This is a genomic window from Amaricoccus macauensis (genome assembly GCF_049800915.1).
Classification (GTDB): domain Bacteria; phylum Pseudomonadota; class Alphaproteobacteria; order Rhodobacterales; family Rhodobacteraceae; genus Amaricoccus; species Amaricoccus macauensis_A.
On record NZ_JBNAFY010000001.1, the window covers coordinates 411,950 to 434,410 of the forward strand.

The 22,461-nt window shown below is 58.0% G+C and carries 19 protein-coding genes; 11 read left to right on the top strand and 8 right to left on the bottom strand.

Annotation, left to right across the window (positions count from 1 at the left end):
* Positions 1-230 precede the first annotated feature (230 nt).
* The gene (locus tag ACP15W_RS01760) at positions 231-2,264 is read right to left on the bottom strand and encodes a GumC family protein (protein WP_424931105.1); all 2,034 of its coding nucleotides are present in this window, start codon (positions 2,262-2,264) and stop codon (positions 231-233) included.
* A 397-nt stretch (positions 2,265-2,661) separates the two neighbouring features.
* Here ACP15W_RS01760 and ACP15W_RS01765 point away from each other — a divergent pair, with 397 nt between their 5' ends.
* The 8 genes from ACP15W_RS01765 (at position 2,662) to ACP15W_RS01800 (ending at position 10,930) form a co-directional block, all read left to right on the top strand.
* Positions 2,662-3,495, top strand: a complete 834-nt coding sequence (locus ACP15W_RS01765) for a WecB/TagA/CpsF family glycosyltransferase (protein ID WP_424931106.1) — start codon at positions 2,662-2,664, stop codon at positions 3,493-3,495.
* Positions 3,496-3,551: 56 nt separating this feature from the next.
* On the top strand, positions 3,552-4,472 hold the full coding sequence (locus ACP15W_RS01770) for a sulfotransferase family protein (protein WP_424931107.1): 921 nt from the start codon (positions 3,552-3,554) through the stop codon (positions 4,470-4,472).
* Complete coding sequence (locus tag ACP15W_RS01775) at positions 4,462-5,436, top strand: sulfotransferase family protein (protein WP_424931108.1); 975 nt, start codon at positions 4,462-4,464, stop codon at positions 5,434-5,436. The genes ACP15W_RS01770 and ACP15W_RS01775 overlap by 11 nt, the downstream gene beginning before the upstream one ends.
* The gene (locus tag ACP15W_RS01780; protein ID WP_424931109.1) at positions 5,420-6,394 is read left to right on the top strand and encodes a glycosyltransferase family 2 protein; all 975 of its coding nucleotides are present in this window, start codon (positions 5,420-5,422) and stop codon (positions 6,392-6,394) included. Before ACP15W_RS01775 ends, ACP15W_RS01780 begins: the two co-directional genes overlap by 17 nt.
* 1 nt (position 6,395) lies before the next feature.
* Positions 6,396-7,319, top strand: coding sequence for a glycosyltransferase family 2 protein (locus ACP15W_RS01785; RefSeq protein ID WP_424931110.1), 924 nt, complete (start codon positions 6,396-6,398; stop codon positions 7,317-7,319).
* On the top strand, positions 7,320-8,645 hold the full coding sequence (locus ACP15W_RS01790) for an O-antigen ligase family protein (protein ID WP_424931111.1): 1,326 nt from the start codon (positions 7,320-7,322) through the stop codon (positions 8,643-8,645).
* Positions 8,645-10,072, top strand: a complete 1,428-nt coding sequence (locus ACP15W_RS01795) for a lipopolysaccharide biosynthesis protein (RefSeq protein ID WP_424931112.1) — start codon at positions 8,645-8,647, stop codon at positions 10,070-10,072. Before ACP15W_RS01790 ends, ACP15W_RS01795 begins: the two co-directional genes overlap by 1 nt.
* A gap of 141 nt (positions 10,073-10,213) precedes the next feature.
* On the top strand, positions 10,214-10,930 hold the full coding sequence (locus ACP15W_RS01800; RefSeq protein WP_424931113.1) for a sulfotransferase family 2 domain-containing protein: 717 nt from the start codon (positions 10,214-10,216) through the stop codon (positions 10,928-10,930).
* Positions 10,931-11,087: 157 nt separating this feature from the next.
* On the opposite strand, the gene ACP15W_RS01805 is transcribed toward ACP15W_RS01800, so the two are convergent.
* From ACP15W_RS01805 to ACP15W_RS01820, 4 genes are all read right to left on the bottom strand, one after another.
* Positions 11,088-12,887: an IlvD/Edd family dehydratase gene (locus ACP15W_RS01805; protein WP_424931114.1), complete on the bottom strand. Its 1,800-nt coding sequence runs from the start codon at positions 12,885-12,887 to the stop codon at positions 11,088-11,090.
* A gap of 27 nt (positions 12,888-12,914) precedes the next feature.
* Positions 12,915-14,234: a TRAP transporter large permease gene (locus ACP15W_RS01810; RefSeq protein WP_424931115.1), complete on the bottom strand. Its 1,320-nt coding sequence runs from the start codon at positions 14,232-14,234 to the stop codon at positions 12,915-12,917.
* Positions 14,234-14,797, bottom strand: a complete 564-nt coding sequence (locus tag ACP15W_RS01815; protein WP_424931116.1) for a TRAP transporter small permease subunit — start codon at positions 14,795-14,797, stop codon at positions 14,234-14,236. Before ACP15W_RS01815 ends, ACP15W_RS01810 begins: the two co-directional genes overlap by 1 nt.
* Before the next feature lie 69 nt (positions 14,798-14,866).
* On the bottom strand, positions 14,867-15,898 hold the full coding sequence (locus tag ACP15W_RS01820; RefSeq protein WP_424931117.1) for a TRAP transporter substrate-binding protein: 1,032 nt from the start codon (positions 15,896-15,898) through the stop codon (positions 14,867-14,869).
* Positions 15,899-16,321: 423 nt separating this feature from the next.
* Between ACP15W_RS01820 and ACP15W_RS01825 the strand changes: the two genes are divergently transcribed.
* The gene (locus tag ACP15W_RS01825; RefSeq protein WP_424931118.1) at positions 16,322-17,332 is read left to right on the top strand and encodes a LacI family DNA-binding transcriptional regulator; all 1,011 of its coding nucleotides are present in this window, start codon (positions 16,322-16,324) and stop codon (positions 17,330-17,332) included.
* A gap of 9 nt (positions 17,333-17,341) precedes the next feature.
* On the opposite strand, the gene choV is transcribed toward ACP15W_RS01825, so the two are convergent.
* The 3 genes from choV to choX all read right to left on the bottom strand — a co-directional run bounded on the left by choV (position 17,342) and on the right by choX (position 20,254).
* Complete coding sequence (choV, locus tag ACP15W_RS01830) at positions 17,342-18,364, bottom strand: choline ABC transporter ATP-binding protein (protein ID WP_424931119.1); 1,023 nt, start codon at positions 18,362-18,364, stop codon at positions 17,342-17,344.
* Positions 18,361-19,194 (bottom strand): choline ABC transporter permease subunit, encoded by an 834-nt coding sequence (gene choW, locus ACP15W_RS01835; RefSeq protein WP_424931120.1) that lies wholly within the window; start codon positions 19,192-19,194, stop codon positions 18,361-18,363. The genes choV and choW overlap by 4 nt, the downstream gene beginning before the upstream one ends.
* A gap of 145 nt (positions 19,195-19,339) precedes the next feature.
* Entirely contained in the window at positions 19,340-20,254 is a 915-nt protein-coding gene (gene choX, locus ACP15W_RS01840; RefSeq protein ID WP_424931121.1) for a choline ABC transporter substrate-binding protein, read from the bottom strand.
* 63 nt (positions 20,255-20,317) lie between these two features.
* Here choX and betI point away from each other — a divergent pair, with 63 nt between their 5' ends.
* Both betI and betC read left to right on the top strand, forming a co-directional pair.
* Positions 20,318-20,920, top strand: coding sequence for a choline-binding transcriptional repressor BetI (gene betI, locus ACP15W_RS01845; protein WP_424931122.1), 603 nt, complete (start codon positions 20,318-20,320; stop codon positions 20,918-20,920).
* Positions 20,917-22,425, top strand: a complete 1,509-nt coding sequence (gene betC / locus ACP15W_RS01850; protein WP_424931123.1) for a choline-sulfatase — start codon at positions 20,917-20,919, stop codon at positions 22,423-22,425. Before betI ends, betC begins: the two co-directional genes overlap by 4 nt.
* The last annotated feature ends 36 nt before the right edge of the window (positions 22,426-22,461 follow it).

Here is a 22,461-nt window from a genome sequence, read left to right on the forward strand (position 1 = left end):
GTGAGCCGCCGGATGGGTGCTGGTGGATTGGTCCCGGACTTCGATCGGATTTCGGATGCGCCGCCACGGCCAGCATGGTTCTGCTCCGGGAGGCGTCATGCCCTTGAAATGTGAGCGCGGCACAGCCCCGGAGAGCCCACCGCTGCGGCTCTCTTATAGGGGCCGGGAGTAAAGAAGGCTTGAGACCTGCGCCCGTCAGAACAGATCTACAGGCAACGGGGAGCATACACCTATTTCGCGTAGCCCGCATGGTAGCGTTTGTCCGCGTAGGAAAACGCATCATCCGAATAGCTGTGTGCCTTCTTGGCTTCCACGAGGGTGGGCACGACGGCAATCGGAGTGACCCCCACGTCCTGAAGTGTGCGAATGGCGCTTTTGACGGCACTTTTCGGAGTCGAGTTCCAGCGGACAACAAGCAACGTGACATCGGCGGCATTCGCCATCGTCGCGAAGTCCAGCATCGGCAGAACGGGCGGCATATCGATGACGATCCGGTCATAGGTCGCGCGCAAATGCTTGAGGAAGATATCGAACTGCCGTGAGTAGGGCAGGTCCGACGGGTTTTCCGTGTTCGGAAAGGCCGGCAGGATGTCGAGGTTTTCACCCAAGGCCAGCAGGTGTTCGTCGATCTGTTCGGGTGCCGTGATCAGTTCGTTGAGGTCGGGGCCGCCGCGTCGGACAGCTCTCCGGTAGGGCGAGCGCCAGAAGTCCACATCCAGAAGAAGTGTCCGTTCCCCGGTCTGGGCGCAGGCCTTGGCAAGCAGGAGCGCGGTGGAACTCTTTCCTTCGCCCGGGAACGCCGAGACAATGGCTATCGAGCGCTGCTCCAAGCCTGTTGCGCCTATTGAGGACCGCAGTTTGCGCGCGCTCTTGAGCAGACGATCGTCGCGCAGGGTTCGGCCGCGCATGAGCGTTCGCAAAGGGGTTTCCCGGCCCTTGCTCTTTGGCATGAGGCTTATGACGGGGAGGCCTGTGGTCTCCTCGAAGTCGCTGACCGTGCGCAGGTTTCGCCGCCGCAACTCGACAATTGCCGTGATGAGACAGGCAAGGAGCAGGCCTATCACGCCCCCAAGGGCCATGAACTGGTTCCTGTTGGGGAAGGAGGGCCAGACAGCCGGACGCGCGGCCGAAATGATCTGGGCATCGGTGCGCAAAATATCATCCTGCTGCTGCATGACACTGAGCTGGGCCACAACGTTGGAGTAGATCGACTGAGTGACCTGAATCTCGCTTTCGAGACGGGCTGCCTCGGCCTCGAATGCGCCTTGCTCTGCAAGTGCGCCTTCCAGCACCGCCAGGGAGGCCTCGGTCTGCGAGAGGTCCGCTTCTGCCGCCCCCGATGCCTGTGCCTGGCTCAGTCGCGCGCGAAGGCGGCCTCTCTGCATCTGTGCGTTTACAAGTTCCTCTTCCGATGGAAAGGGCGACTCCAAGAGATGGGCTTCGAGCTGCGTGTTAAGTTCGGCCAGCCGGGTGTTCAGTTCTTCTGCGCGGCCGGTCAGCCAATTTGTGGACCTGTCCAGTGTGTCGAGTTTCGTCTGCATCTGGGAGGCGAGATACTGTTCGGCAAAGGCGTTTGCGATCCGCGCGGCCTTCTCCCGATCCACCGACGTGAAGCTGATGGTGTAGACCGCTGATACGCTGCTCAGTTGCTGAACGTCGAGTTGCTGGGCGACCGCCTGTATGACCTTCTCCTTGTAGAGAATGTCTTCAACGTCGGTTTCCGCGGTATCGTCCAGACCGGTTTCACCGTCCGTGGTGGGGGCATCGGAAATAAGCCCGGAAACCAGGGATTGTGCGGTATCTAGGACCCCGGAAAGGGTCCCGTTGTCTCCGCCTTCCGCATCGCCATCTACTTGCGCTAGGGCAACGATCTCATCTTCGGGCGCAAACTCGGGATCGTCCTGCAGACCCAGCGCGTCGACAACACGTTCTACCAGGTCCAGGGAGCGCAGAACTTCTGCTTCGCTTTCGAGGGAGGTCAGTGAAATCGGAAGTATGGTGTCTGAGGACCGAATGCCGCCTTCGACCTGAACACGGGTGTCGATCATTACCTGAGCGGAGGAGGTGAATTCCTCTTCGAGGTTCCTGACGATCAGAAAAGCCGTCAGGGATCCAAGGACTGCAGCTGCGACGATGATATACTTCGCTCTTAGGAGAGCGCGGAAGACGTCCGTGATGGCCCGAAGCTCGGTGACATTCGCGCCTTCGAGGAAACCCCGACCATACAGCTGATTTTCCAGCGCGGTCGGATCTATTCGCCGCATACTTAATCTCCCACAGGTAAACACCACCAGACCACCGGCATTCTTGACGTTGATCGCTGCCGGAAGGCAAGGCCGCCAACCTCGCGCAGGGCGCAAATGCTCGCGACCGTTGCCTGGATGTCGTGACATTTTTGCAAGATTGGTGCGGTTCTGTGGCCAAACTCGCGCTTCTACCGGGATTGTTAGTTCGACAGCCAAGTCTCCCGAGCGATTGAGCAAAAATGCCGCGGTTCGCCTCTAAAATGTTCGAGCTGAGTTTTTTTGCGTTGCGTCGCATCAGCAATACGAGTTTTTGTTAACTAAAAATAAATCTTTAGGTATGGCGGCGAAACAAGCCTCAACCGCGCGGTGAGTGGTGGCCCAGATTCGTTTGGGCGAGCAGAAGGAACGCAATTTCATGAACTTCGCCGTTCTGAATCCCGACAACATGCGGCGTGTTCCGCATGTCCGTATTGCGGGAATCCCGGCAGCCGTGGTTTCCGAACTCGGCTTGGCGAAGCTAATGAGCGACGACTGTTCGCGGTTCCGGGCAGGTTTGCTGCGCCGGCCCGTTACCGTCATGGATGTCAACGGGCAGGCCGTTTCCCTGTTTGCCCGCGACCCCGATTATGCGCGGGCACTGGAGTCCGCTTCGATCGTCCATGCAGACGGTCAGTTTCTTGTGACATTCTCGCGGTTCTGCAGCCGGAAGATCCCGGAGCGAACAGCGACGACGGACTTCATTCATGCCGCCGCCCAGAAAGCGCAGGACGACGGGCTTTCGTTTTATCTGCTCGGTGGAGAGGAGGGCATTGCTCGAGAGTGTGCTGACAGGCTCAAGGAACTCTACCCGAATCTTCAGGTCGCAGGATACCGGAGCGGTTACTTCTCCGAAGAGGAGGAGGAGAGTGTCATAGAGGAAGTGAACGCTTCTGGGGCCGACATTGTCTGGGTCGGACTCGGCAAACCCAAGGAACAGCTCTTCGTCTCGAAGAACCGCTCGAAGTTGCATTGCGCTTGGGTCGTGACCTGCGGGGGCTGTTTCAACTTCATTACAGGCGATTACAGCCGTGCGCCGAAGTGGATGCAAGCGGCGGGGATGGAATGGATTCACCGCATGCTGACCGGCCCGCGCTATCTCCTTACGCGCTACCTCACAACTGTTCCGCACGCCTTGTGGCTCACACTCTACTGGATGATCGCCGGGCGGAACGAAGCCAGTGTCGAATTCGATCAAAAGAAAGAAATTTGATCCGCCACGGTGGATGATAGTATGAGCGGCGCTCGAGAGTATCAGGTAAGCGGAATATGCGGGATCGGAACAGTCAGCGGCAATTGAAGGTGGATTTCATCGGGATTGGCGTGCAGAAGGCGGCCACGTCATGGCTTCACGATGTCCTGTCAGCCCACTCCGGAATCGAGGCAAGTACGCCGAAGGAAATCGATTTTTTTACGCATCATGTCGATCGCGGTTACGAGTGGTATGAAAGCTTCTTTCGAAGCGACGAGGCGGACGTGAAGCGCGGTGAATGCTCACCCTCCTACTTCTACAGTCTCTCGGCTCCGGCCCGAGCCAATGCATACAATCCAGAGTTTCGGATCATTGCAATCTTGCGCGATCCGGTTGCGCGTGCCTTCTCGAACCATCTTCACGAGATCCGGAAGGGGCACATTCCCGACACTCGGACATTCGAAGACGCTCTTGAAGCCAATCCGCTTTACGTCGAGCAGGGGCGCTATAAGAGGAACCTCGAGCGTTGGCTGGACGTTTTCGGCCGTGAGGCTGTTCTGGTTCTTTTGGCAGAAGACATCGCAGCAGACCCGGAGACTGCCTATGCGCGCGTCTGTGCGCATCTCGGTGTGTCTTCCGAGGTCCGGCCCGACACGTTGGGCGAGCGGAGCCACGAAAGCGTGGCAAGCCGGAATGCCGGTTTCCAGAAGGTCCTGAGATCGGCAGGCGATGCCGCGCGCTCGCTTGGCCTCGGGGATGCGGTGCGGAGTGTGAAGGCTGCACCGGGCGTGCGTGACCTGCTGGCACTGAACAAACGGGATCTTCGGTCCGAGATCGCGCCGATGCTGCCGGAAACGCGGGAGCGACTGTCGGCGCAATTTCAGGAAGATATCGGTTTCGTAGCCGAATTGCTTGAGCGCGAAACACTGCCCTGGCCCTCGCAATCGAAATCCGACCCTGAAGTCCGTGTGAACCTCGAGGTGGCCAATGCCCAATGATTTCCGCCGTGTCCTGAGTTCGCTTCGGCTCGGTGACATCTATCCGATGACGCGCCGCGTCACAGGGCTGTCCTATCTCGATCGAGAGGATTTTCTACCGCAGGTCGGCGCCGAAACTGCAGAAAGGCTGCGTGATATCGCACTCCATGCACGAGGAGACGGGCCTGCGCCCATCCTCGTATTTGGTGTGATGCCACGATCTGGCACGAATTTTCTCAGGGATGTGCTGGCACTGCATCCGGATGTATGTGCTGATCCGGGGCGGCTCTACGAATTCCCGTTGCTGCACGCGGCCCGCAGCGCCACGTCCTTCATGGATCAGTTCCTGTCGTATTTCCCGCGCAATGCGGAGGTGCTGGATCGGCTCGACGCATTGGCCCTGCTTTCGGGAGCCTGGTTGCGAGAGCTTCAGCGAGAGGCAGGTGAACGGCAAATTCTGCTGAAAAGCCCGCACGTTCAGAACATTGGCCTACTTACTACGATATTCCCGGGCGCAAAATGCGTCCTTTGCCTGCGTGACGGGCGCGATGTGCTCGACTCGTCCCTGAAGACATTCGGTTCAAGCTCGCTGGGGCGGAAGAATTTCAAGCAGCTTGCCTGGGAATGGAAACTTGGGACGGAGGCCATTCTTACCTTCGACGAGGGCGGTGTAAATCAACACCCCGATGTGATGGTTCTTCACTATGAAAGGTTGATCGATGATCAGGATACGGTCATCGAGGCGTTGCTTTCGCACACTGGGCTCGATCCTGTGCGCTACGATCGAGAGGCACTTGCGGCTTTGCCCGTGAGGGGGTCGTCACGCTCGGAAAAGACGAGCGACAGCCGGTGGCAGCCGCAAGCACGCGATGCGAGTTTCAAGCCGGTAGGACGGTGGGCAGACTGGAGCGAAGGCCGCAAGGCACGGTTCGACCGGATCGCTGGGGAAGTGCTGGAAAGGGCCGGCTATGTCCGCGCCGCTTGAGGACGGCTCAGCAATTGCTGCGAAGCGTGTCGCAATCTGCGTGGCGACATGCCGCCGGCCGGATGGGCTCAAGCGACTGCTGGAAAGCCTGAACGGCATTTTCCGTCCGGCCTCGGTGGTCGACCTTCGTCTGATCGTTGTCGACAACGACCCTTCTGCACCTGCGACCGAAACCTTGGGAGATGTCGCGACCCTCAGCAGATGGCCCTTGTTCTATGCTCAGGAACCGGTTCCCGGCGTTGTTGCGGCGCGGAATGCTCTCCTCGAACACGTTCCTGCTGATGTCGAGTTCGTGGCTTTTCTTGATGATGACGAGGTCGTGACCCCGGGGTGGCTCGTTGCCATGCTGGAGACCCAGGCGCGAACAGGAGCGACAGCCGTTCAAGGGCCAGTTCGTCCAGAGTTTGAAGTTGCGCCGCCGGACTGGCTGGTTAAGACCGGACTCTTCGAACTCGGACCTTTTAAGGAGGGGGAGCCCCTTCATTTTGCCGCGACAAACAATGTGCTCGTTTCGAAGCGGTTTCTCGACGAGCATGATCTGAAGTTTGACGTGCGGTTCAATAGGACGGGTGGCGAGGACGAAGAGCTCTTCACTCGACTGCAGGCGTTCGGTGGACGCATCTGTGCCTCGTCCGAGGCTGTGGTCATCGATCAGATCCCGCGGACACGGATGACGATGCGCTGGCTGATGCGCCGGTCCCATCGCATGGGCAACACGCTTGGTCGGATCGCCATCCTGCACAATTCCCGCAAGGCGGAGCGCCTTGCCAAGGGCTTTGCGTCCTCCCTTGTTGGGCTTGCTCAACTGGGGACGACGGGGCTTGTGATGACACGTCACCGAGTGGCGGGAGCAATCGAATTGGCGCGAGGAACCGGTATGCTTACGGCGTTCCTCGGCGTATCATTTGCGGAATACAGTTCCGCCGCGCTGTCGCATGATCGTGGGGAGAAGGCCTGAGATGAGCGCCGCCAACCCCCGCATATCAGTCGTCATCGCCGCGAGGAACGCCGCCGATCATATCGGTGAGACTCTTGCGAGTCTGGAGGCTCAACAGGATTCCCAGCAATTTGAGGTCATCGTCGTAGACGATGGTTCGACGGACGATACGGCCTCAATCGTCGAGGAAACTGCGACGCGCGATCCTCGATTCAAGCTCTACTCCGGACCAGCGCGCGGGGTAAGTGCAGCCCGAAACCAGGGGTTTTCTGCTGTTTCAAGCAAATTCGTGCTGTTTCTAGACGCCGACGATCTCTTGACGCCCCGTGCTCTGTCACGGCTCACAGAGAAGCTTGCAGCTGCGGATGCCGTTGCGGTGTTCGGTGGCGTTCGGAGAATATCGGAACATGGGGAGCCCTTGCCCGGGGCCGACAACAGAACCATTGCGCCGGAGACGGATACGCTTGCCGCTTTGCTCCGCAAGAACTTCGTCGTGACGGGAGGATCCCTTGCGATCCGGGCAGATGCCATTCGTCGAGCGGGCGGATTCGACGAGGACCTGAGCTATGGCGAAGATTGGGAATTCTGGTGCCGCCTGGCGGAGCTTGGTGATTTCGGTGTGCTGGACGGTGAAGAGGTGCTTCTCTACCGGCAGAGGGCGACGGGCGCGAATTTTCTGAAGAAGGGATCGCCCTTTGCGCGTCGGATGCCATGTATCGACAAGCTCGCGGCCAATGACTCCCTTCGCGCGCGCCTGGGCCGGGATCTCGACAGGGCATTGCGGGCGCGGCGCATTGACGTCTTCTGGTCGAAGGTGCGGTCCGAACTGCAATTTGGCGACAGAACACGTGCGTTGTTGGTGGCGTTTGGCGGAATTGCCGTCTACCCGGACAGCCTTCTCAAGCCGCGCCTCGCATTGCGGCTGATCAGGAGCCTCGGACGTTAGATGACCCTCCTGAACGCAGCCGGTCAATCCGGACAACAGAACCCGGGCAGTGCCTTCAACGCACTGACCATTCTCTGCGTTGCGCTGATCTTGTTTGTCGGGACGGATATTTTTTCGATCCTGCTGGGCGCGGAGGGTGTCGGGGGCCCAAAATTCCTCTGCTACGTGGGTATTTTCGGAGTTTGCGGATGTTTCTGGCATACTTACACGCGCGGCATCATTGCGGCTCCACCGCTGCTACTTTTGCTCGTTATGTCCTGCCTCTCAGTCGTCTGGAGCATAAACCCAGGGGAAACGGCCGAGCGCCTTATTGCTCTGCTGGCTTGTTCGTCTATCGGCATACTGATCGGTAGTGGCCATTCCCTTCGTGGACTTGTGCTTTTCCTGGGTGTCTTGGCTGCCGTCGTTGCGTGGTGTTGCCTGCTTGCGGTGGCCGGCTTTCCGGAGGCGCGAGGTGCTCCGCCCTGGGATACAACCTGGCGGGGGATATTCAATCACAAGAACGGGCTCGGCGGAGCGATGGCCATTGGTCTGCCGTTCATGCTCTATGCCGCCATCATTACGAGGGGCTCGGCGCGCTGGTTTTTCGTCTCTGGTGTCTCCGTAGGCCTCCTCATGCTCGTGGCTTCGGAATCGCGAACAGCGCAGATCGTTGGCCTTATCGCGATTACAAATCTCCTCTTCGGGGTCTTTTTCGTTTCTAGAAAGCTCACATGGGCGACTGTTGCGCTGCTCTTGCTGGCGTTTGCATCGAGCCTCGTTTTCCTTCTCTTCGCGACCGGCCTCACGGACGCGATCTTTGCCGCACTTGATCGAAAGCCAACGATTTCCGGTCGTATCCCGATCTGGGAACTTGCCTGGCCCTACATCCTGGAACGGCCGCTGCTCGGCTACGGCTACCACGCCTTCTGGGATCCCGAGTCGGACAGGGTTATGATGATGGCCGTCGATCCCGACCTCAGGTTTGCACCTTTCTACTCGCACAATGGTCTGGTCGAGACACTGCTCGCATTGGGCGTGGCCGGTGTCGGCTTGCTTTTCTGGGTCGTTCTTGGCCTTTTAAGAGCGGTTATTCGTATTCTGAAGTTGATTGCCAGAGCGGATGATCTGGTTCCTGTTCTCGTCTTCGCCATTTCATTCTGTTTGCTCAATGTCACCGAGAGCAGTGTCCTTCAGCGGGACGATATGACCTGGATCACCTTTGTCGCCGTTGTCGTCCGTGTGCGAACACTTCTTAAAAAGGTGGAACCGCTTCCGGAAGAGCCGCGCAATTCCATGCAACTTGGAGGAGCCGGGGCGTTGCGCCGATCCGGTGTTTCCATCTAGTGGCCTGGTTCTTTCTCTCGCGTGTTGCCGCTGCGCTCATTGCACTGATCACCCTGCTCGTGCTTACCCGCCTTCTGGCTCCGGAGGAGTTCGGGCGATACAACATGATCGTGGCGTCCGGTACGATCTGCCAGCAGCTCCTCTTCTCATGGATCATCAGTTCGATTACCCGATTTCACAGCGCTGAAGAGTTCGGTGGTCGTGTGCTCTCGGTTTCTCTCGGCGCGATTTTCGCAGCCGTGGCGCTCATTCTGCCTGTGACGATCGTGGGGTATCTGCTGATCCCTGCACCAATGGACGGGTTCTTCCTGCTTTCGGCGGCCTTCGCGATCAGCACGGCCTTGCACGAGTTTGTTCTCGCCGCTTTGCGGGTCGAGAAAATGGGGCGCACTTTTGCAGTCGCGACACTTCTGCGGCCCGTGCTGGCAACATCTCTAGCTGCCGGTCTTGTTCTGGCTGGAGGGAGCTACGGAAGTGCCGTCTGGGCGAATGTGGCCGGAGCCATGCTTGCCGTGTCTTTCGGATTGCCGCAGGTTTTGAAACTGGCTTCGATAGCGCGGCCCAGCCGAAGTGTCTTGAAGAGCTTCTTTGCGTTCGGCCAGCCGCTTTCGTTCGTGCGATCAGCCTCGATGCTCTTTGCCTTCTCGACGCAGTTCATCCTCGCGACGCTGGTGAACTTCGCGCAGGTTGGGTTCTTTTCTGCCGCTCTAACTCTATCGCAACGCTCAATCACGATGCTGATGGTGACCTTGGGGCAGACGACCGCTGCCAGCATTTTCGAAGCGTTGGAGAAGGAAGGCGAGGTGCGGGCCGCCGATGAGTTGCGCCGGCACTTCGAGATGCTTCTCCTCATATCGGCGCCGCTGACGGCTGTCATGGTGTTTGCAAACGACACCGTTGCCTCGATCATCTTCAATGATACGTTTGGCCCGGGTGTTGCGCCGCATTTGGCGATCTTGTCTTTGGCGGCATTCGTCAACGGGGTCCAAGCTTCCTACTTGGCCTTCAGTTTCAGCATGAACAAGGAAACAATGAAACAGTTGGGGCTCACGGTTTCGATCGCAGCGGTGCATATCCTTGTGACCTACTTCGCGACGCGGGAGTATGGTGCCATAGGCGCCTCATGGGCGATCCTTGGGGTCGCTATCCTGAATGCTGCAATCTACACCGCCTATGGCGCGAAAATGATCAGAGCCAGCCAGCCTCTAGAGCCTCTGCTGAAAGTCGCAGCGGCAATTGCCTGTGGACTCCCGTTTCTCCTCCTGGCCGACAGAATGAATTCGTCTCTCAATAGCTTGGCGCTTATTTGTGCAGCCATGGTGGCGTGTGGAATTGCATTGAAGATGCTGGGCTACGAAAGCCTCGATACCGCGCTCTACGGCGCAAGAAAATTACTGTCCCGCTATTCCACCAAGCTCGCGCGATAGTTGATAAGCGGAAAGCCGCGCAACCGCTTCCGCGAGTTGTGTTAACCAGTTTCCGGGTTAGTTATGATCATGAAGAATGTCAGGGCTGTCCCCGGGGATGGCTTGTTTTCCGCAAGATCAGCTACGAAATGGGGAGCTCGGGTGAAGTTTCGTTCGCGCCGCCTACTGAACAAGCAAAGCGCCGGTCCAGTCTGTCGCGTGATGCGAACAGCCCGGCTTTCCGTCAAGCCGAAGCGCGATGACCGTGTCGAACGGTTTGTGAACCGCCGCGCGAATCTTGTAGCGGCCCCTGTTCCCAAAGTGGCGAGCCGCACGGTCAAGCAGATGTTTGTTGGTATGCGCGAGACGGGCGGTGATATTGAAGAGCATCTGACCCCGGACGAAATTCGGCAGACTTACCCGACCGCCTTCGTGTTTTCCTTCGTGAGGAATCCCTGGGCCCGGGTCTACTCCTGTTGGAAAGACAAGATCGACGACGCAGTCACTCCCGGCAAGCTGTCGATCATCAGCCGCTTTCATCATCTCTATCCATTCATGCCTTTCGAGGAATTCGTCGAGTGGCTGGAAACAGAAGATGGGTCAGACGCCCATGCGGACCGTCATTGGCTTTCGCAAACCGCGCATCTTTCCTCTTCACTCGGCCAGAGCTTTTGCGATTTCATCGGCCGGATTGAGGCATTCGACGACGGGCTACGAGAAATCCAACGTCGGACCGGAGCTACACTCAGTTCCACGGGTGCGCTGAATGTCCAGAACCGCAGCGAGAGCTATGTCCGTGTCTTCAGCCCCCGTGCAAAGCGCATTATTGGGCAGAGATACGGCAATGACATCGAGACATTTGGCTATCAGTTCAATTGAGAAGTCGTTTGGCCCAGTGAGGCAACGCTGAACTGGCGCAAGCAGCGGGCGGGGAACGTTCAGAGCCGACCCTCAACCTTTCTGTGCGAACGTGAAGCCGCATATTGGTCGCCCGGACATGACTGGTATGTCAGGACGACCCATTCGTTCGCGAGCCTCAATGGCTGTGACGCGGTGACTTCGAATTTCCTATGTCTCTGTAGGCATCGGCACCTTCAAGGATCATGCCATCGCTGAAGGGCCTGACGCTCTTTCGGAACATGGATTGCCACGGAGTCTGGCTCTCTGGAATTGCGTAGCCACCGTTCTCTTCGAGCTCTTTCCTGCGGGCCTCGATTTCCTCGTCAGACAACTTCAACGTCACTTTCCGAGTGTTGAGATCGACACGAATGGTGTCCCCATCACGCAGGATGGCGAGATTGCCGCCGGCTGCTGCCTCCGGAGACGCATTCAGAATGGATGCCGATCCGGAGGTTCCCGATTGCCGGCCATCGCCGATACAGGGCAGGGCGCGAACTCCCTGTTTGATAAGGTAGGACGGCGGACGCATGTTCACCACTTCGGCGCCACCGGGATAGCCCTTGGGACCGGCCCCGCGCATAACGAGAATGCTTTTTTCAGTGATTCCAAGGGCAGGATCGTCGATCCGCTTGTGGAAGTCCTCAGGGCCGTCGAACACGAAGGCCGGACCCTCGAAAGCATTCGGATCGGAGGCATCCGATAGATAGCGGTCCCGAAAATCCGGTGTAATGACGGAGGTTTTCATCAGGGCGCTATCGAATAGATTGCCACCCATGTTGAGAAATCCAGCATTGTCGGTGAGCGCCGAACCGATAGGATGGATCACGTCTTGGTTCTCGATCTCGATTTCCGCATAGAGCGATGCGAACGGCTCCCCGGTGACTGTGATGGTGTCGGGGTTCGGGACCAGGCCGCCGCGCACCAGAGTGCCGATGGTCGCACCCAGACCGCCCGCGAGGTGATAGTCTTCGCTCAGATACGCCCCGGCAGGTTGTACATTGGCCAGCAGCGGCACGGAGTATCCGTGCGTTTCCCAATCCGCGTTGGTGAGTTCAATGCCCAGGTGGCGCGCAATTCCGTTGAGATGGATTGGGGCGTTGGTCGACCCGCCAATTGCAGAGTTGACAACTATGGCATTCTCGAAGGCAGCACGGGTCATGATATCGGAGGGCTTGAGGTCCTCGTGGACCATATTAACGATCCGAATCCCGGTCCGGTATGCCATTTGCGCCCGCTCGCGGTATGGAGCAGGGATGGAGGCAGACCCTGGAAGCTGCATGCCCAAGGCTTCAGCAAGGCTGTTCATGGTCGAAGCCGTCCCCATGGTATTGCAGTAGCCGACCGAAGGCGCTGACGAAGCTGCCATCTGGAGAAACTGCTCGTTGCCAATTTCCCCCGCAGCCAAAAGCTGCCGAGCTTCCCAGATGACGGAACCGGAGCCTGCTCGCTTGCCTTTGTACCATCCGTTCAACATCGGGCCGACAGAAAAGGCGATCGCCGGAATGTTTACCGTTGCTGCCGCCATCAGCAGCGCCGGTGTTGTCTTGTCGCACCCGATGGTCAGGACCACGCCGTCGATGGGGTATCCGAAGAGGGACTCCACCAGGGAGAGGTAGGCCAGGTTGCGATCGAGCATTGCGGTGGGTCGCTTGCCGGTTTCCTGTATTGGGTGAACCGGAATTTCGAGGGCCACGCCCCCTGCTTCACGAATGCCCTCACGGACCCGTTTCGCAAGTTCCACATGATGACGGTTGCAGGGAGACAGGTCGGAGCCCGTCTGGGCGATCCCGATGATGGGCTTGCCCGATCGCAACTCTTCGAGCGTAAGTCCGTAGTTGAGGTAGCGCTCGATATAGAGCGCGGTCATTTCAGGTTCATGCAGGTCGTTGAACCAGCTTTCCGAGCGTAGGGGCTTTTTCGGGGTGTCTTTGGTCATACTGGCCTCCCAGGCGCCAATTCGTGTTTATCCATGCCCGGTGATGCCGGGAAATGCGATAAGTACGGCGACCGCCAGGATCTGCAGCCCGATGAATGGCAGCAGGGCGCGGAATATGTCGCCGAGTGCAATATCGGGTGGCGCCACCGACTTGAGATAGAATGCTGCTGGCCCAAACGGTGGTGACAGGAAGCTTACCTGCATGTTCATGGCGAACAATACGCCGAACCATACCGGGTCGTAACCCATCTCGGTGACGATCGGGACGAAGATCGGCATGGTGAGAAGTGCAATTCCAACCCAGTCCAGAAACATGCCGAGGACGAAGAGAATTGCCATCATGAAAAGGATGACGACTGTCGGGTTCTCGGAAATGCCCTGGATCAAGGCGGAGACGAAACGTATCCCGCCCATGAGATTGAAGACCCCTACAAGTGCAGAAGCGCCAATCCCGATCCAAACGATCATGCCGACGGTGGTAAGGGTCTGACGTGCAGCGCCCACAAGCAGGCTCATCGAGAACTCGCCCCGGATCACCGTAGAGAGAGCCACGCCGACGACGCCTATGGCTGATGCTTCCGTCACCGAGGCGATCCCGCCATAAATCGAGCCAAGAACGAAAATCACCACGAGGATCGGAAGGAATAGCCCCTTGAGCAGGCGCAATTTCTCGGCACGTGATATTTCATCCGGCTCCGCGATCGGAGCAAGCGCCGGGTTCAGGTAAGCGCGGATCAGAATGTAGGCTGCGTAGAAGCCCGCAAGCATGAGGCCCGGCAGAAACGCGGCGGTGAACAGGTCGCCGACGGATACATTCGCCGTGAGCCCGTAGATAATGAGTACGATCGAGGGCGGAACCATTGTCCCCAAGGCACCCCCAGCGCAACAGACGCCAATGGCGAGGTTGCGGTCGTATCCAAGCCGAAGCATCTGGGGCAGGGCAAGAAGACCCAAGAGAATTACTTCACCCCCGATGATCCCGGACATTGCGGCCAGGATGACCGCGACCAAGAGAGTCTGGATTGCAACACCGCCGCGAATGCGCCCCGCCATCACCTTCATCGCATCGAAGAGGTCTTTGGCGATGCCTGATCGATCTAGAATGGCCGCCATCAGCACGAACATCGGTACTGAGACAAAGACGAATGAGTTGACGAAACTGAAGATCCGGCTGGTGATCAGGGGCACCGCCATCGGGCCGAACCAGCCGAGCGCAAAAATCAAAGCGACAAGCAGCGTTACGAATGCAAGCGGCATGCCTGTAAGCAGGAGTGCCATGAGTGTGATGAACATCGCGAGGGTGGCGCCTCCGATGCCGAGCGCCTGAAAGTCGGGAAGAAAATCCATCAGTTTCTGCCTTTGGCCCGAGCGTAATTGACGGCGAGGATTGCGAACTGAACGGCCAGCAAGATCAGAACCACGAAAAGGAAGACCTTCAGGAGTCCGGGGTAGGGCGGGTTCCAGGCGCTTCCGCTTGTTTCGAGATGGAATTCACCCTGAGGCGTCCAGGCAGCGCGCTTGACGCTTTGCCAGGCGGCCCAGGCGAAAAACACGGAAGAGACAAAACAGGCGATCGAGATGCCAACGTTGAACAGTCTTCGGGTTTGGTCCGAAAGCCGATCATAGAACAGAACGACGCGGATGTGCTTGTCCAAAGCTGCAGCGAACAGGCCGCCGAACACAAAGGCGGAAGCATTCAGAAAGACGACTGTTTCGTGCACCCACGAGGTTGGTGCATTGAACACATACCTCATGATCACTTCGTAGAAGAGCAATACTGCAGATACGAGAATCGCGAGTGCGAAAATGATACCCGCCCTCTGAACGCCCCTGCCAAACAGGCCCGCTTCGGGCGTGGCCTTGGGTTGTTCACGGTGAAGCGGATCCGCGTCTTCTGCCAATTCAGTCATGGAGAGCCCTTACCCTTACGGGCCTTTCTGGTAGGCCTCCGGCACGTGGCCGGAGGCACCACTCATATGCTAATTCGTCGGGGCGAGCAGTCCGTTCGCTTCGAGATATGCCGAGAGCGTATCGAAGACCTTCTGCGAGTTCGGAGAGGCTTGCGCTGCCTCCTCCCATTGGCTGCGCGCGATCGAACGGAACTTCGCGCGGTCTTCATCTGACCAATCGTGGACAGTGATCTCGCCCCCGGCTTTGGCCTCCTCGACCGCCGCCATGTCGGCTTCCTTGACCGTTTGGCTCTGGTATCTCGCGAATTCGCTTACACTCTCTTCAAGCGCTGTTTGCAGGTCTTCCGGCAGTGAGTCCCATGTCGTCTTGTTGATCGAGACTTCAATCAGCGGCATCGAGTGAAAGCCGGGGTAGACGGGGTGTTTCGCCACGTCGTGCAGTCCCTGCGCTTCGTTGGTCGAAAACGTATTGTAGTCGGCCGCATCGATCACGCCCTTGTCGAGCGAAGTGAAGACTTCGGAACCGGGCAGGTTCACGGGTGCAGCCCCCGCGGCGGCAAAGACTTTCTGTACCATGCCTTCGGGCGCGCGAAGCTTGAGGCCTTCGAGGTCGTCCACACCTTCAAGGGGAACTTTGGAGACAAAGGCCTCCAGTCCGGGGGTGGTGGCGCCGATGAAATGCAGGCCGTATGGCTCAAGCATTTCGTTCATGAGGTCTGCGCCGCCGCCATTCTCCATGAAGTCGAACATCTGATCCGGGTCCGACCAAGCGCCAACCGGGTTTGCGATCAGGCCGAAGGCTGGCTCCTTGCCTGCGAAATAGGAGGTGTCCGTGAAATGGCCGTCGATGATTCCGGCTGCAACTGCATCTTGGGTTTCGCTGTGGGCGACAATCGTTTCGACCGGCAGCATTTCGATAGCGACACGTCCATCGGTCTTTTCGCTGACCATTTCTGCCCATTCATTCTGCAGCGCGAAGTTGGTGTTTCCAGCCGGATCAGACGATTGGAAACGGAAGTTGTATTCCTGTGCAAGGGCACCGCCTCCCAAAGCGCCGTAAATTGCCGTGCCAAGCACGAGAATGCGAAGGTTGTTCGCCATTATTTTCCCCCCGATTTTCTGGTCTCTCAGATTGAGAGTATCGCGCCCGTTTCTTGTGTGAGACGCGAAACTTCCTCTGGACCGCTCATTAATGATTGCGTTAACATTTGTCAATCAAACTGATAGCCCGGGACGAGAGCGTTCCAGTGCTTGTCTATGGGATTACGCTTGTCGGGTTGAGGAGGCAGCGCAGATTCGCGAGGCAAATTCCCTGAGAATCTTCAGCGAAGTGGTGTGGGCGGTATCGGGTCAATGTGCTCAATTAGTCTATTTTTGTAGCAATAATGAGTAGCGAAGTTTGATCTCGATTGAGGAAGTAGTGCAGCGCCGCCACGAGTTCTGAAGCCCCATGAATCCTGCCTGTTTTTGGCCAATACGTAGCAGGAAAATGACACAAGCGGGATACAAGGAATAATCTGCGAGATGATCAAACGACCCACCCTTATCGATGTCGCTCGTGAGGCGGGTGTTAGCGCAATCACCGTGTCTCGTACGATTCGATCGCCCGAGATCGTTTCCGAACGTGCCCGGAGGAAGGTCGAAACGGCAATCAGTCGCTTGGGTTACATTCCTGACCCGGCAGCTTCTGCTCTGGCATCGAGGACGACGACTACGATCGGCCTTCTTGTTCCCTCACTGACCAACAACGTCTTCACGGATGTGCTGAGGGGTGTGTATGACGCAGCGGAGGGGACCCGTTACTTTATCCAGATCGGAAACTTCCGCTACAGTGCGCTGAAGGAAGAGGCATTGATTGGAAATTTTCTCAGTCAGAAGCCGGCCGGGTTGATCATCTCGGGAGTGGATCAGACAGACAGAGCGAAAGATCTTTTGCGCAAGGCGGCCTGTCCGATCGTGCAGATCATGGATATTGGTTCTGACGCGATCGATATGAGTGTGGGATTCCGCCATGCGGAAGCCGCAAAAGATGCGGTCAAGCACTTACTCGATTGTGGATATCGCCGACCCGGTTTCCTTGGAGCCAGGATGGATCCGAGAGCGCAGCGCAGACTAAGGGGGTTCCGCGAAGCTTGTGCAGGGGCCAGAGTGTTCGATGAATTGCGGATCGTGACAACGCCGCAGCCCTCATCCGTGGGGATGGGGCGCCGACTGCTAGAGACCTTGTTTGCTCAGGCGCCGGATACGGATTCGGTGCTTTGCAATAACGATGACCTTGCGGTTGGAAGCCTTATGGAGGCCAAGGCGCGCAATACCGCGGTCCCAGAGGCTCTGGGGATCTGCAGTTTCAACGACGTGGAGATGGCGCGACACATGGTGCCGTCGCTCACCGCAATTTCGACGCCACGTCAGGAGATCGGTCAGCGCGCCATCGAGATGATCATCGCCGAAATTTCCAATCCCGGCACGATCAAGGAGAGACAAATCGACCTCGGGTATCGATTGGAGAAAAGAGCATCGACCCGCCGCCTCTGACCCATCCTGTCAGCAATTTCGAGCAAGTTCACCAAGCATCGAATTTTTGGTGACTTCACCGATCAGGATTCCACCCTCGGTCACACCAATCGGGGAAGTCGTTCCGGTGAGCCGGGCCATCAATTCACTGACAGGCATATCGTGTGGCACGGTTTCCTGATGCTGACCGCTGGGAGGGAGCATGGCATCCGAGGCGGTCAGCACGCCGAGGGGATTCATATGCGTGACGAAATCCTGGACGTATTCGTTGGCCGGCTCGTTGAAGATGTCTTTCGGGGTTCCGCACTGGACGATGCGGCCTCCCTCCATGATCGCGATCCGGTTTCCGAGCTTGAATGCCTCGTCGAGGTCATGGCTCACGAAAATGATGGTCCGTTTAAGCTTTTGCTGAAGCTGTAGTAGCTCATCCTGGAGATGGTTGCGGATAAGCGGATCGAGTGCGGAGAACGGCTCGTCCATGAGCAGGATTGGTGCATCTGTTGCAAAGGCCCTGGCCAACCCGACCCGCTGCTGCATGCCGCCCGAGAGTTGGCTGACCTTGCTGTCGGCCCAATCGGAAAGTCCGACCAGATCGAGCTGACTTTGCACTCGCTTGTCGCGTTCTGCCTTGGGCATGCCGGCCAGTTCGAGGCCGAGGCCGACGTTTTCCTTCACCGAACGCCAGGGCAGGAGGCCAAACTGTTGAAAGACCATCGCAACACGGGATTGGCGCAAGCGACGCAAGTCGGCTGAGCTGGCTTTCGTCACACTCGCCATGCCATTGCCATCGTTGATCCGCACCTCGCCACGGACAACGGGGTTCAGGCCGTTAACGGCGCGCAATAGCGTGGATTTCCCGGAGCCGGATAGACCCATCAATACGAGGATTTCGCCTTCCTGCACGTCGATCGAGCAATCATGGACACCGAGAACTTGATCTGTTTCGGCTTGTATTTCCTGACGTGACTGCCCTGCGTCCATGAGCGGAAGAGCTGCCTCGGGTTTGGAGCCGAAGACGATGGAAACATTGTCGAAGCTGACCGTCGTACTCATTTGCGTTCTATCCTCAGCACACGGTCGAGCATTATGGCGACAACAACGATGACAAAACCGCTTTCAAATCCGAGCGCAGTGTTCACCTGATTGAGTGCGCGTACTACCGGGACGCCCAGTCCGTCCGCACCAACAAGAGCAGCGACGACAACCATCGAAAGTGAGAGCATGATGGTTTGGTTGAGGCCAGCCATGATCTGCGGCATCGCCCAAGGTAGCTCGACCTTCCAGAGTGTCTGTCCGAAGGTACCGCCGAAGGCCTGCACGGCTTCGAGGAGCGGCTTCGGTGTCGAACTGATGCCAAGATGGGTGAGCCGGATCGGCGCGGGCAAGACGAAGATCACCGTCGCGATGAGGCCGGGCACCATGCCGATGCCGAAAAAGACGATGGCGGGAATGAGGTAAACGAAAGTCGGGAGAGTTTGCATCAGATCGAGGATCGGTCGCAAGACACCGTATAGCTTTGGGTGGTGCGCTGCCGTGATGCCGATGGGTACGCCGATTGCCATGCAGACGACGCAGGAGGACAAGACAAGCGTGAGGCTTTCGGTGGTCTCCTCCCAGTAGTCCTGGTTGAGAATGAAAAGGAAACCAAGCGCAACGAAGAGGGAAATCTTCCAATTTCGCTGCAGCAACCAAGAGATGGCGACGAAAACGGCTACGACAATGAGAGGCGGGGGCTCCTGCATCAGCCAGAGGAGTGCGTCAATTATCGCTTCACCACCATCCGCGATCGCGTCAAACACGCCTTGCCCGATCCGTTGTAGCCAGTCAAAGAACCCGGCGGCCCAATCACCTATGGGTATCTTGTTTTCGGTTAGCCAGTTCATCTGCGCTCGCCCCCTCTCAGTGTCCCGCCAAGACAGCAACGGGTGGTCCCGTCCCAGATCCTGACGGCTTTCTGCGTCAAGGCGGCTCTTCCTGCTCGCCTCGATGGAGCCGGGACTTTCATAGGAAGCCCCGGCGGCTCATCGATCAGAGACCGAAAGCTTCTTGCACGGCCGGCAGGCCGGGTTCGCCATCAGTCGTAGTGACGCCTTCGAGCCAGCTATCGAGGATTGCGGGATTCTCCTTGATCCATGCCTGAACCGCGTCATCGGGGTCTTCGCCGTCGTCCAGGATGGCGCCCATGACAGTGTTTTCCATCTCCATGGTGAAATCCATCTGTTCCAGCAGTTTGCCGGCATTCGGACACTCTGCGACAAAGTCCTTGCGGGTAACGGTGTTCACCACACCTTCGCCACCGAAGAAATCCTCGCCACCGGGGAGATACTCGAGGTCGAAGTTCGCGTTCATTGGATGAGGAGCCCAGCCGAGAAACACGACATCTTCTTCGCGGTCATAGGCTCGGCGGACCTGGCTCAGCATTCCCTGTTCGGAACTCTCGCGTACTTCGAACTCACCGAGACCGAATTTGTCTTCCTCGATCAGGCTGACGAGATAGGCGTTTCCTTCGTTGCCCGGTTCAATGCCGTAGATGGTTTCGTCTAGTTCCTCTGCGAACTTGGAAATATCGGCGTACGACTGCAGGCCCTTGTCATAGGTGTAAGCCGGCACGGCGAGCGTGTAAATCGTACCTTCGAGGTTCGTGTTGACGGTCTCGATGCTTCCCTCATCGAGATAGGGGCCGATCGCCCCCTCTTGGGCTGGAAGCCAGTTGCCGAGAAACACATCCGTATCGCCGGAAGAGAGTGCCGCAAAGGTAACTGGTACGGAAAGAACCGACACGTCGACATCATACCCGAGCGCTTCGAAGACCTGTTTTGCAGCCGAGGTCGTGGTCGTGATGTCCGTCCAGCCCACATCCGAAAAAGAAACGCTGTCGCAGGCGGTCTGGGCACTGGCCTGACCGGCCGCAAGGATGAGCGCGAGGGCGGCTGTTCGTTTCATCAGGGGTGCTCCTTTTTTGATTGACCAGTCAATTAAAAGATGGTGAGCCTGAGATTACAACACTTGAGTGATGCCATGCCAAAACTCGGAATGCAGTCCAAGCGGAGTTCAGCTCTGATCGAAGCGGTCATAGCCGAGATCGGCAGTACAGGCTCGATGGATGTGACTGTCAGCCAGATTGCCAAGCGTGCAGGGATGTCGAGTGCCCTTGCTCACCACTATTTCGGTAGCAAGAACAGCATGTTCGTAGCCGCAATGCGCCATATTCTGAACGTTTATGGCAAGGAAGTCCGTGAGAGGCTGGCAGCCGCCAATGCGCCGCGGGAGCGGCTGGAGGTCATCATTAGAACAAGTTTCTCGGAGCAGAATTTCCGGCCGGAAGTCGTGAATGCCTGGCTCAATTTCTATGTCTTTGCTCAAAAATCGGGCGAAGTGGCGCGTCTTCTGGAGGTCTATCACAGGCGTCTGGAATCGAATCTGCGGCATGAACTGCGAATGCTCATGCCAGACTGCGCCGAGTTCGTTGCCGAGGGAATCGCTGCGATGATTGACGGGGCCTATATCCGACGCGTCCTTCGGCGAGATGGGGGGATGCCTTGCAGCCCGGAAGACATGGCCCTCGACTACCTTGATCTTTGCTTGAATAGGTCGGGAGCCGGATCATGACCAAGCCCAATATCCTCATCCTCATGGTCGACCAGCTCAATGGCACTCTCTTTCCCGACGGGCCGGTGGATTGGCTTCATGTCCCGAACCTGAGGCGATTGGCTGCTCGCTCCACACGCTTTGCCAATGCCTATACTGCCTCGCCACTTTGTGCCCCAGGGCGGGCAAGCTTCATGTCGGGTCAGCTCCCGTCCAGCACGCGCGTTTATGACAATGCGGCCGAGTTCTCCTCCGATATCCCCACCTATGCTCATCATTTGCGGCGTTCGGGCTACGACACCTGCTTGTCGGGCAAGATGCATTTCGTTGGTCCCGACCAGCTTCATGGGTTCGAGGAGCGCCTGACGACCGATATTTATCCCGCAGATTTTGGATGGACACCGGACTACCGAAAACCTGGTGAACGGATAGACTGGTGGTATCACAATATGGGGTCGGTCACAGGCGCCGGCGTGGCCGAAACCTCGAACCAGATGGAATATGACGACGAAGTAGCCTTCAACGCCGTCGCGAAGCTGCGCGATCTCGGACGCGGGAAAGATTCACGACCCTGGTGCCTGACAGTCAGTTTTACCCATCCCCACGATCCCTATGTCGCACGTAAGAAATATTGGGATCTCTACGAGAACTGCGAGCATCTTCTGCCAGAGGTGCCCGCCATGGCTTATGAAGATCATGACCCGCACGCGCAGCGAATTTTTGATGCCAACGATTGGCGCAACTTTGACATCACGGAAGAGAACATCCGCCGCGCCCGGCGGGGCTATTTCGCCAACATCTCCTATCTCGACGACAAGATCGGTGAGATCCTGGATGTTCTGGAGGCCACGCGGCAGGAGGCCGTGATCCTCTTCGTCTCGGATCACGGTGACATGCTCGGCGAGCGCGGGCTGTGGTTCAAGATGTGTTTCTACGAGGGATCGGCGCGCGTGCCGCTCATGGTCTCGGCTCCCAGCATGGCGTCTGGCCTCGTAAGCGATCCTGTCTCCAACATCGATGTGACGCCGACGCTCTGCGATCTCGCTGGCATCTCCATGGAAGAGGTTGCCCCCTGGACCACCGGCGAAAGCCTTGTGCCGCTGGGGCAAGGCAAGCGTCGCGAGAGCCCGGTTGCGATGGAATACGCTGCCGAAGCCTCCTACGCGCCGCTGGTGGCGCTGCGTGATGGTCGCTGGAAATACACCCGGTGCGTGCTCGACCCGGAACAGCTCTTCGACCTCGAAGCCGATCCGCATGAGTTGACCAATCTGGCCGGCGATCCGGCTCATGCAGACACGCTCACGCGCCTGCGTGCGGAAGCCGATGCGCGCTGGGATCTCGGGCGGTTCGATGCGGAGGTGCGCCAGAGCCAGGCACGGCGCTGGGTGGTCTACGAGGCGCTCAGAAACGGCAATTACTACCCGTGGGATTTTCAGCCGCTCCAGAAGGCCTCCGAGCGCTTCATGCGCAATCACATGGATCTCAACACCGTCGAGGACGTCGCACGCTTCCCGCGCGGCGAATGACCTACCTACCGCGGCTCCTGGGGCCCTGCCTGAACG

Excerpts from the sequence above, each read along its gene's own strand:
- ACP15W_RS01760 (WP_424931105.1), bottom strand. The coding sequence starts at position 2,264 with ATGCGGCGAATAGATCCGACCGCGCTGGAAAATCAGCTGTATGGTCGG.
- ACP15W_RS01765 (WP_424931106.1), top strand. The coding sequence starts at position 2,662 with ATGAACTTCGCCGTTCTGAATCCCGACAACATGCGGCGTGTTCCGCAT.
- ACP15W_RS01770 (WP_424931107.1), top strand. The coding sequence starts at position 3,552 with ATGCGGGATCGGAACAGTCAGCGGCAATTGAAGGTGGATTTCATCGGG.
- ACP15W_RS01775 (WP_424931108.1), top strand. The coding sequence starts at position 4,462 with ATGCCCAATGATTTCCGCCGTGTCCTGAGTTCGCTTCGGCTCGGTGAC.
- ACP15W_RS01780 (WP_424931109.1), top strand. The coding sequence starts at position 5,420 with ATGTCCGCGCCGCTTGAGGACGGCTCAGCAATTGCTGCGAAGCGTGTC.
- ACP15W_RS01785 (WP_424931110.1), top strand. The coding sequence starts at position 6,396 with ATGAGCGCCGCCAACCCCCGCATATCAGTCGTCATCGCCGCGAGGAAC.
- ACP15W_RS01790 (WP_424931111.1), top strand. The coding sequence starts at position 7,320 with ATGACCCTCCTGAACGCAGCCGGTCAATCCGGACAACAGAACCCGGGC.
- ACP15W_RS01805 (WP_424931114.1), bottom strand. The coding sequence starts at position 12,887 with ATGACCAAAGACACCCCGAAAAAGCCCCTACGCTCGGAAAGCTGGTTC.
- ACP15W_RS01810 (WP_424931115.1), bottom strand. The coding sequence starts at position 14,234 with ATGGATTTTCTTCCCGACTTTCAGGCGCTCGGCATCGGAGGCGCCACC.
- ACP15W_RS01815 (WP_424931116.1), bottom strand. The coding sequence starts at position 14,797 with ATGACTGAATTGGCAGAAGACGCGGATCCGCTTCACCGTGAACAACCC.
- ACP15W_RS01820 (WP_424931117.1), bottom strand. The coding sequence starts at position 15,898 with ATGGCGAACAACCTTCGCATTCTCGTGCTTGGCACGGCAATTTACGGC.
- ACP15W_RS01825 (WP_424931118.1), top strand. The coding sequence starts at position 16,322 with ATGATCAAACGACCCACCCTTATCGATGTCGCTCGTGAGGCGGGTGTT.
- choV (WP_424931119.1), bottom strand. The coding sequence starts at position 18,364 with ATGAGTACGACGGTCAGCTTCGACAATGTTTCCATCGTCTTCGGCTCC.
- choW (WP_424931120.1), bottom strand. The coding sequence starts at position 19,194 with ATGAACTGGCTAACCGAAAACAAGATACCCATAGGTGATTGGGCCGCC.
- choX (WP_424931121.1), bottom strand. The coding sequence starts at position 20,254 with ATGAAACGAACAGCCGCCCTCGCGCTCATCCTTGCGGCCGGTCAGGCC.
- betC (WP_424931123.1), top strand. The coding sequence starts at position 20,917 with ATGACCAAGCCCAATATCCTCATCCTCATGGTCGACCAGCTCAATGGC.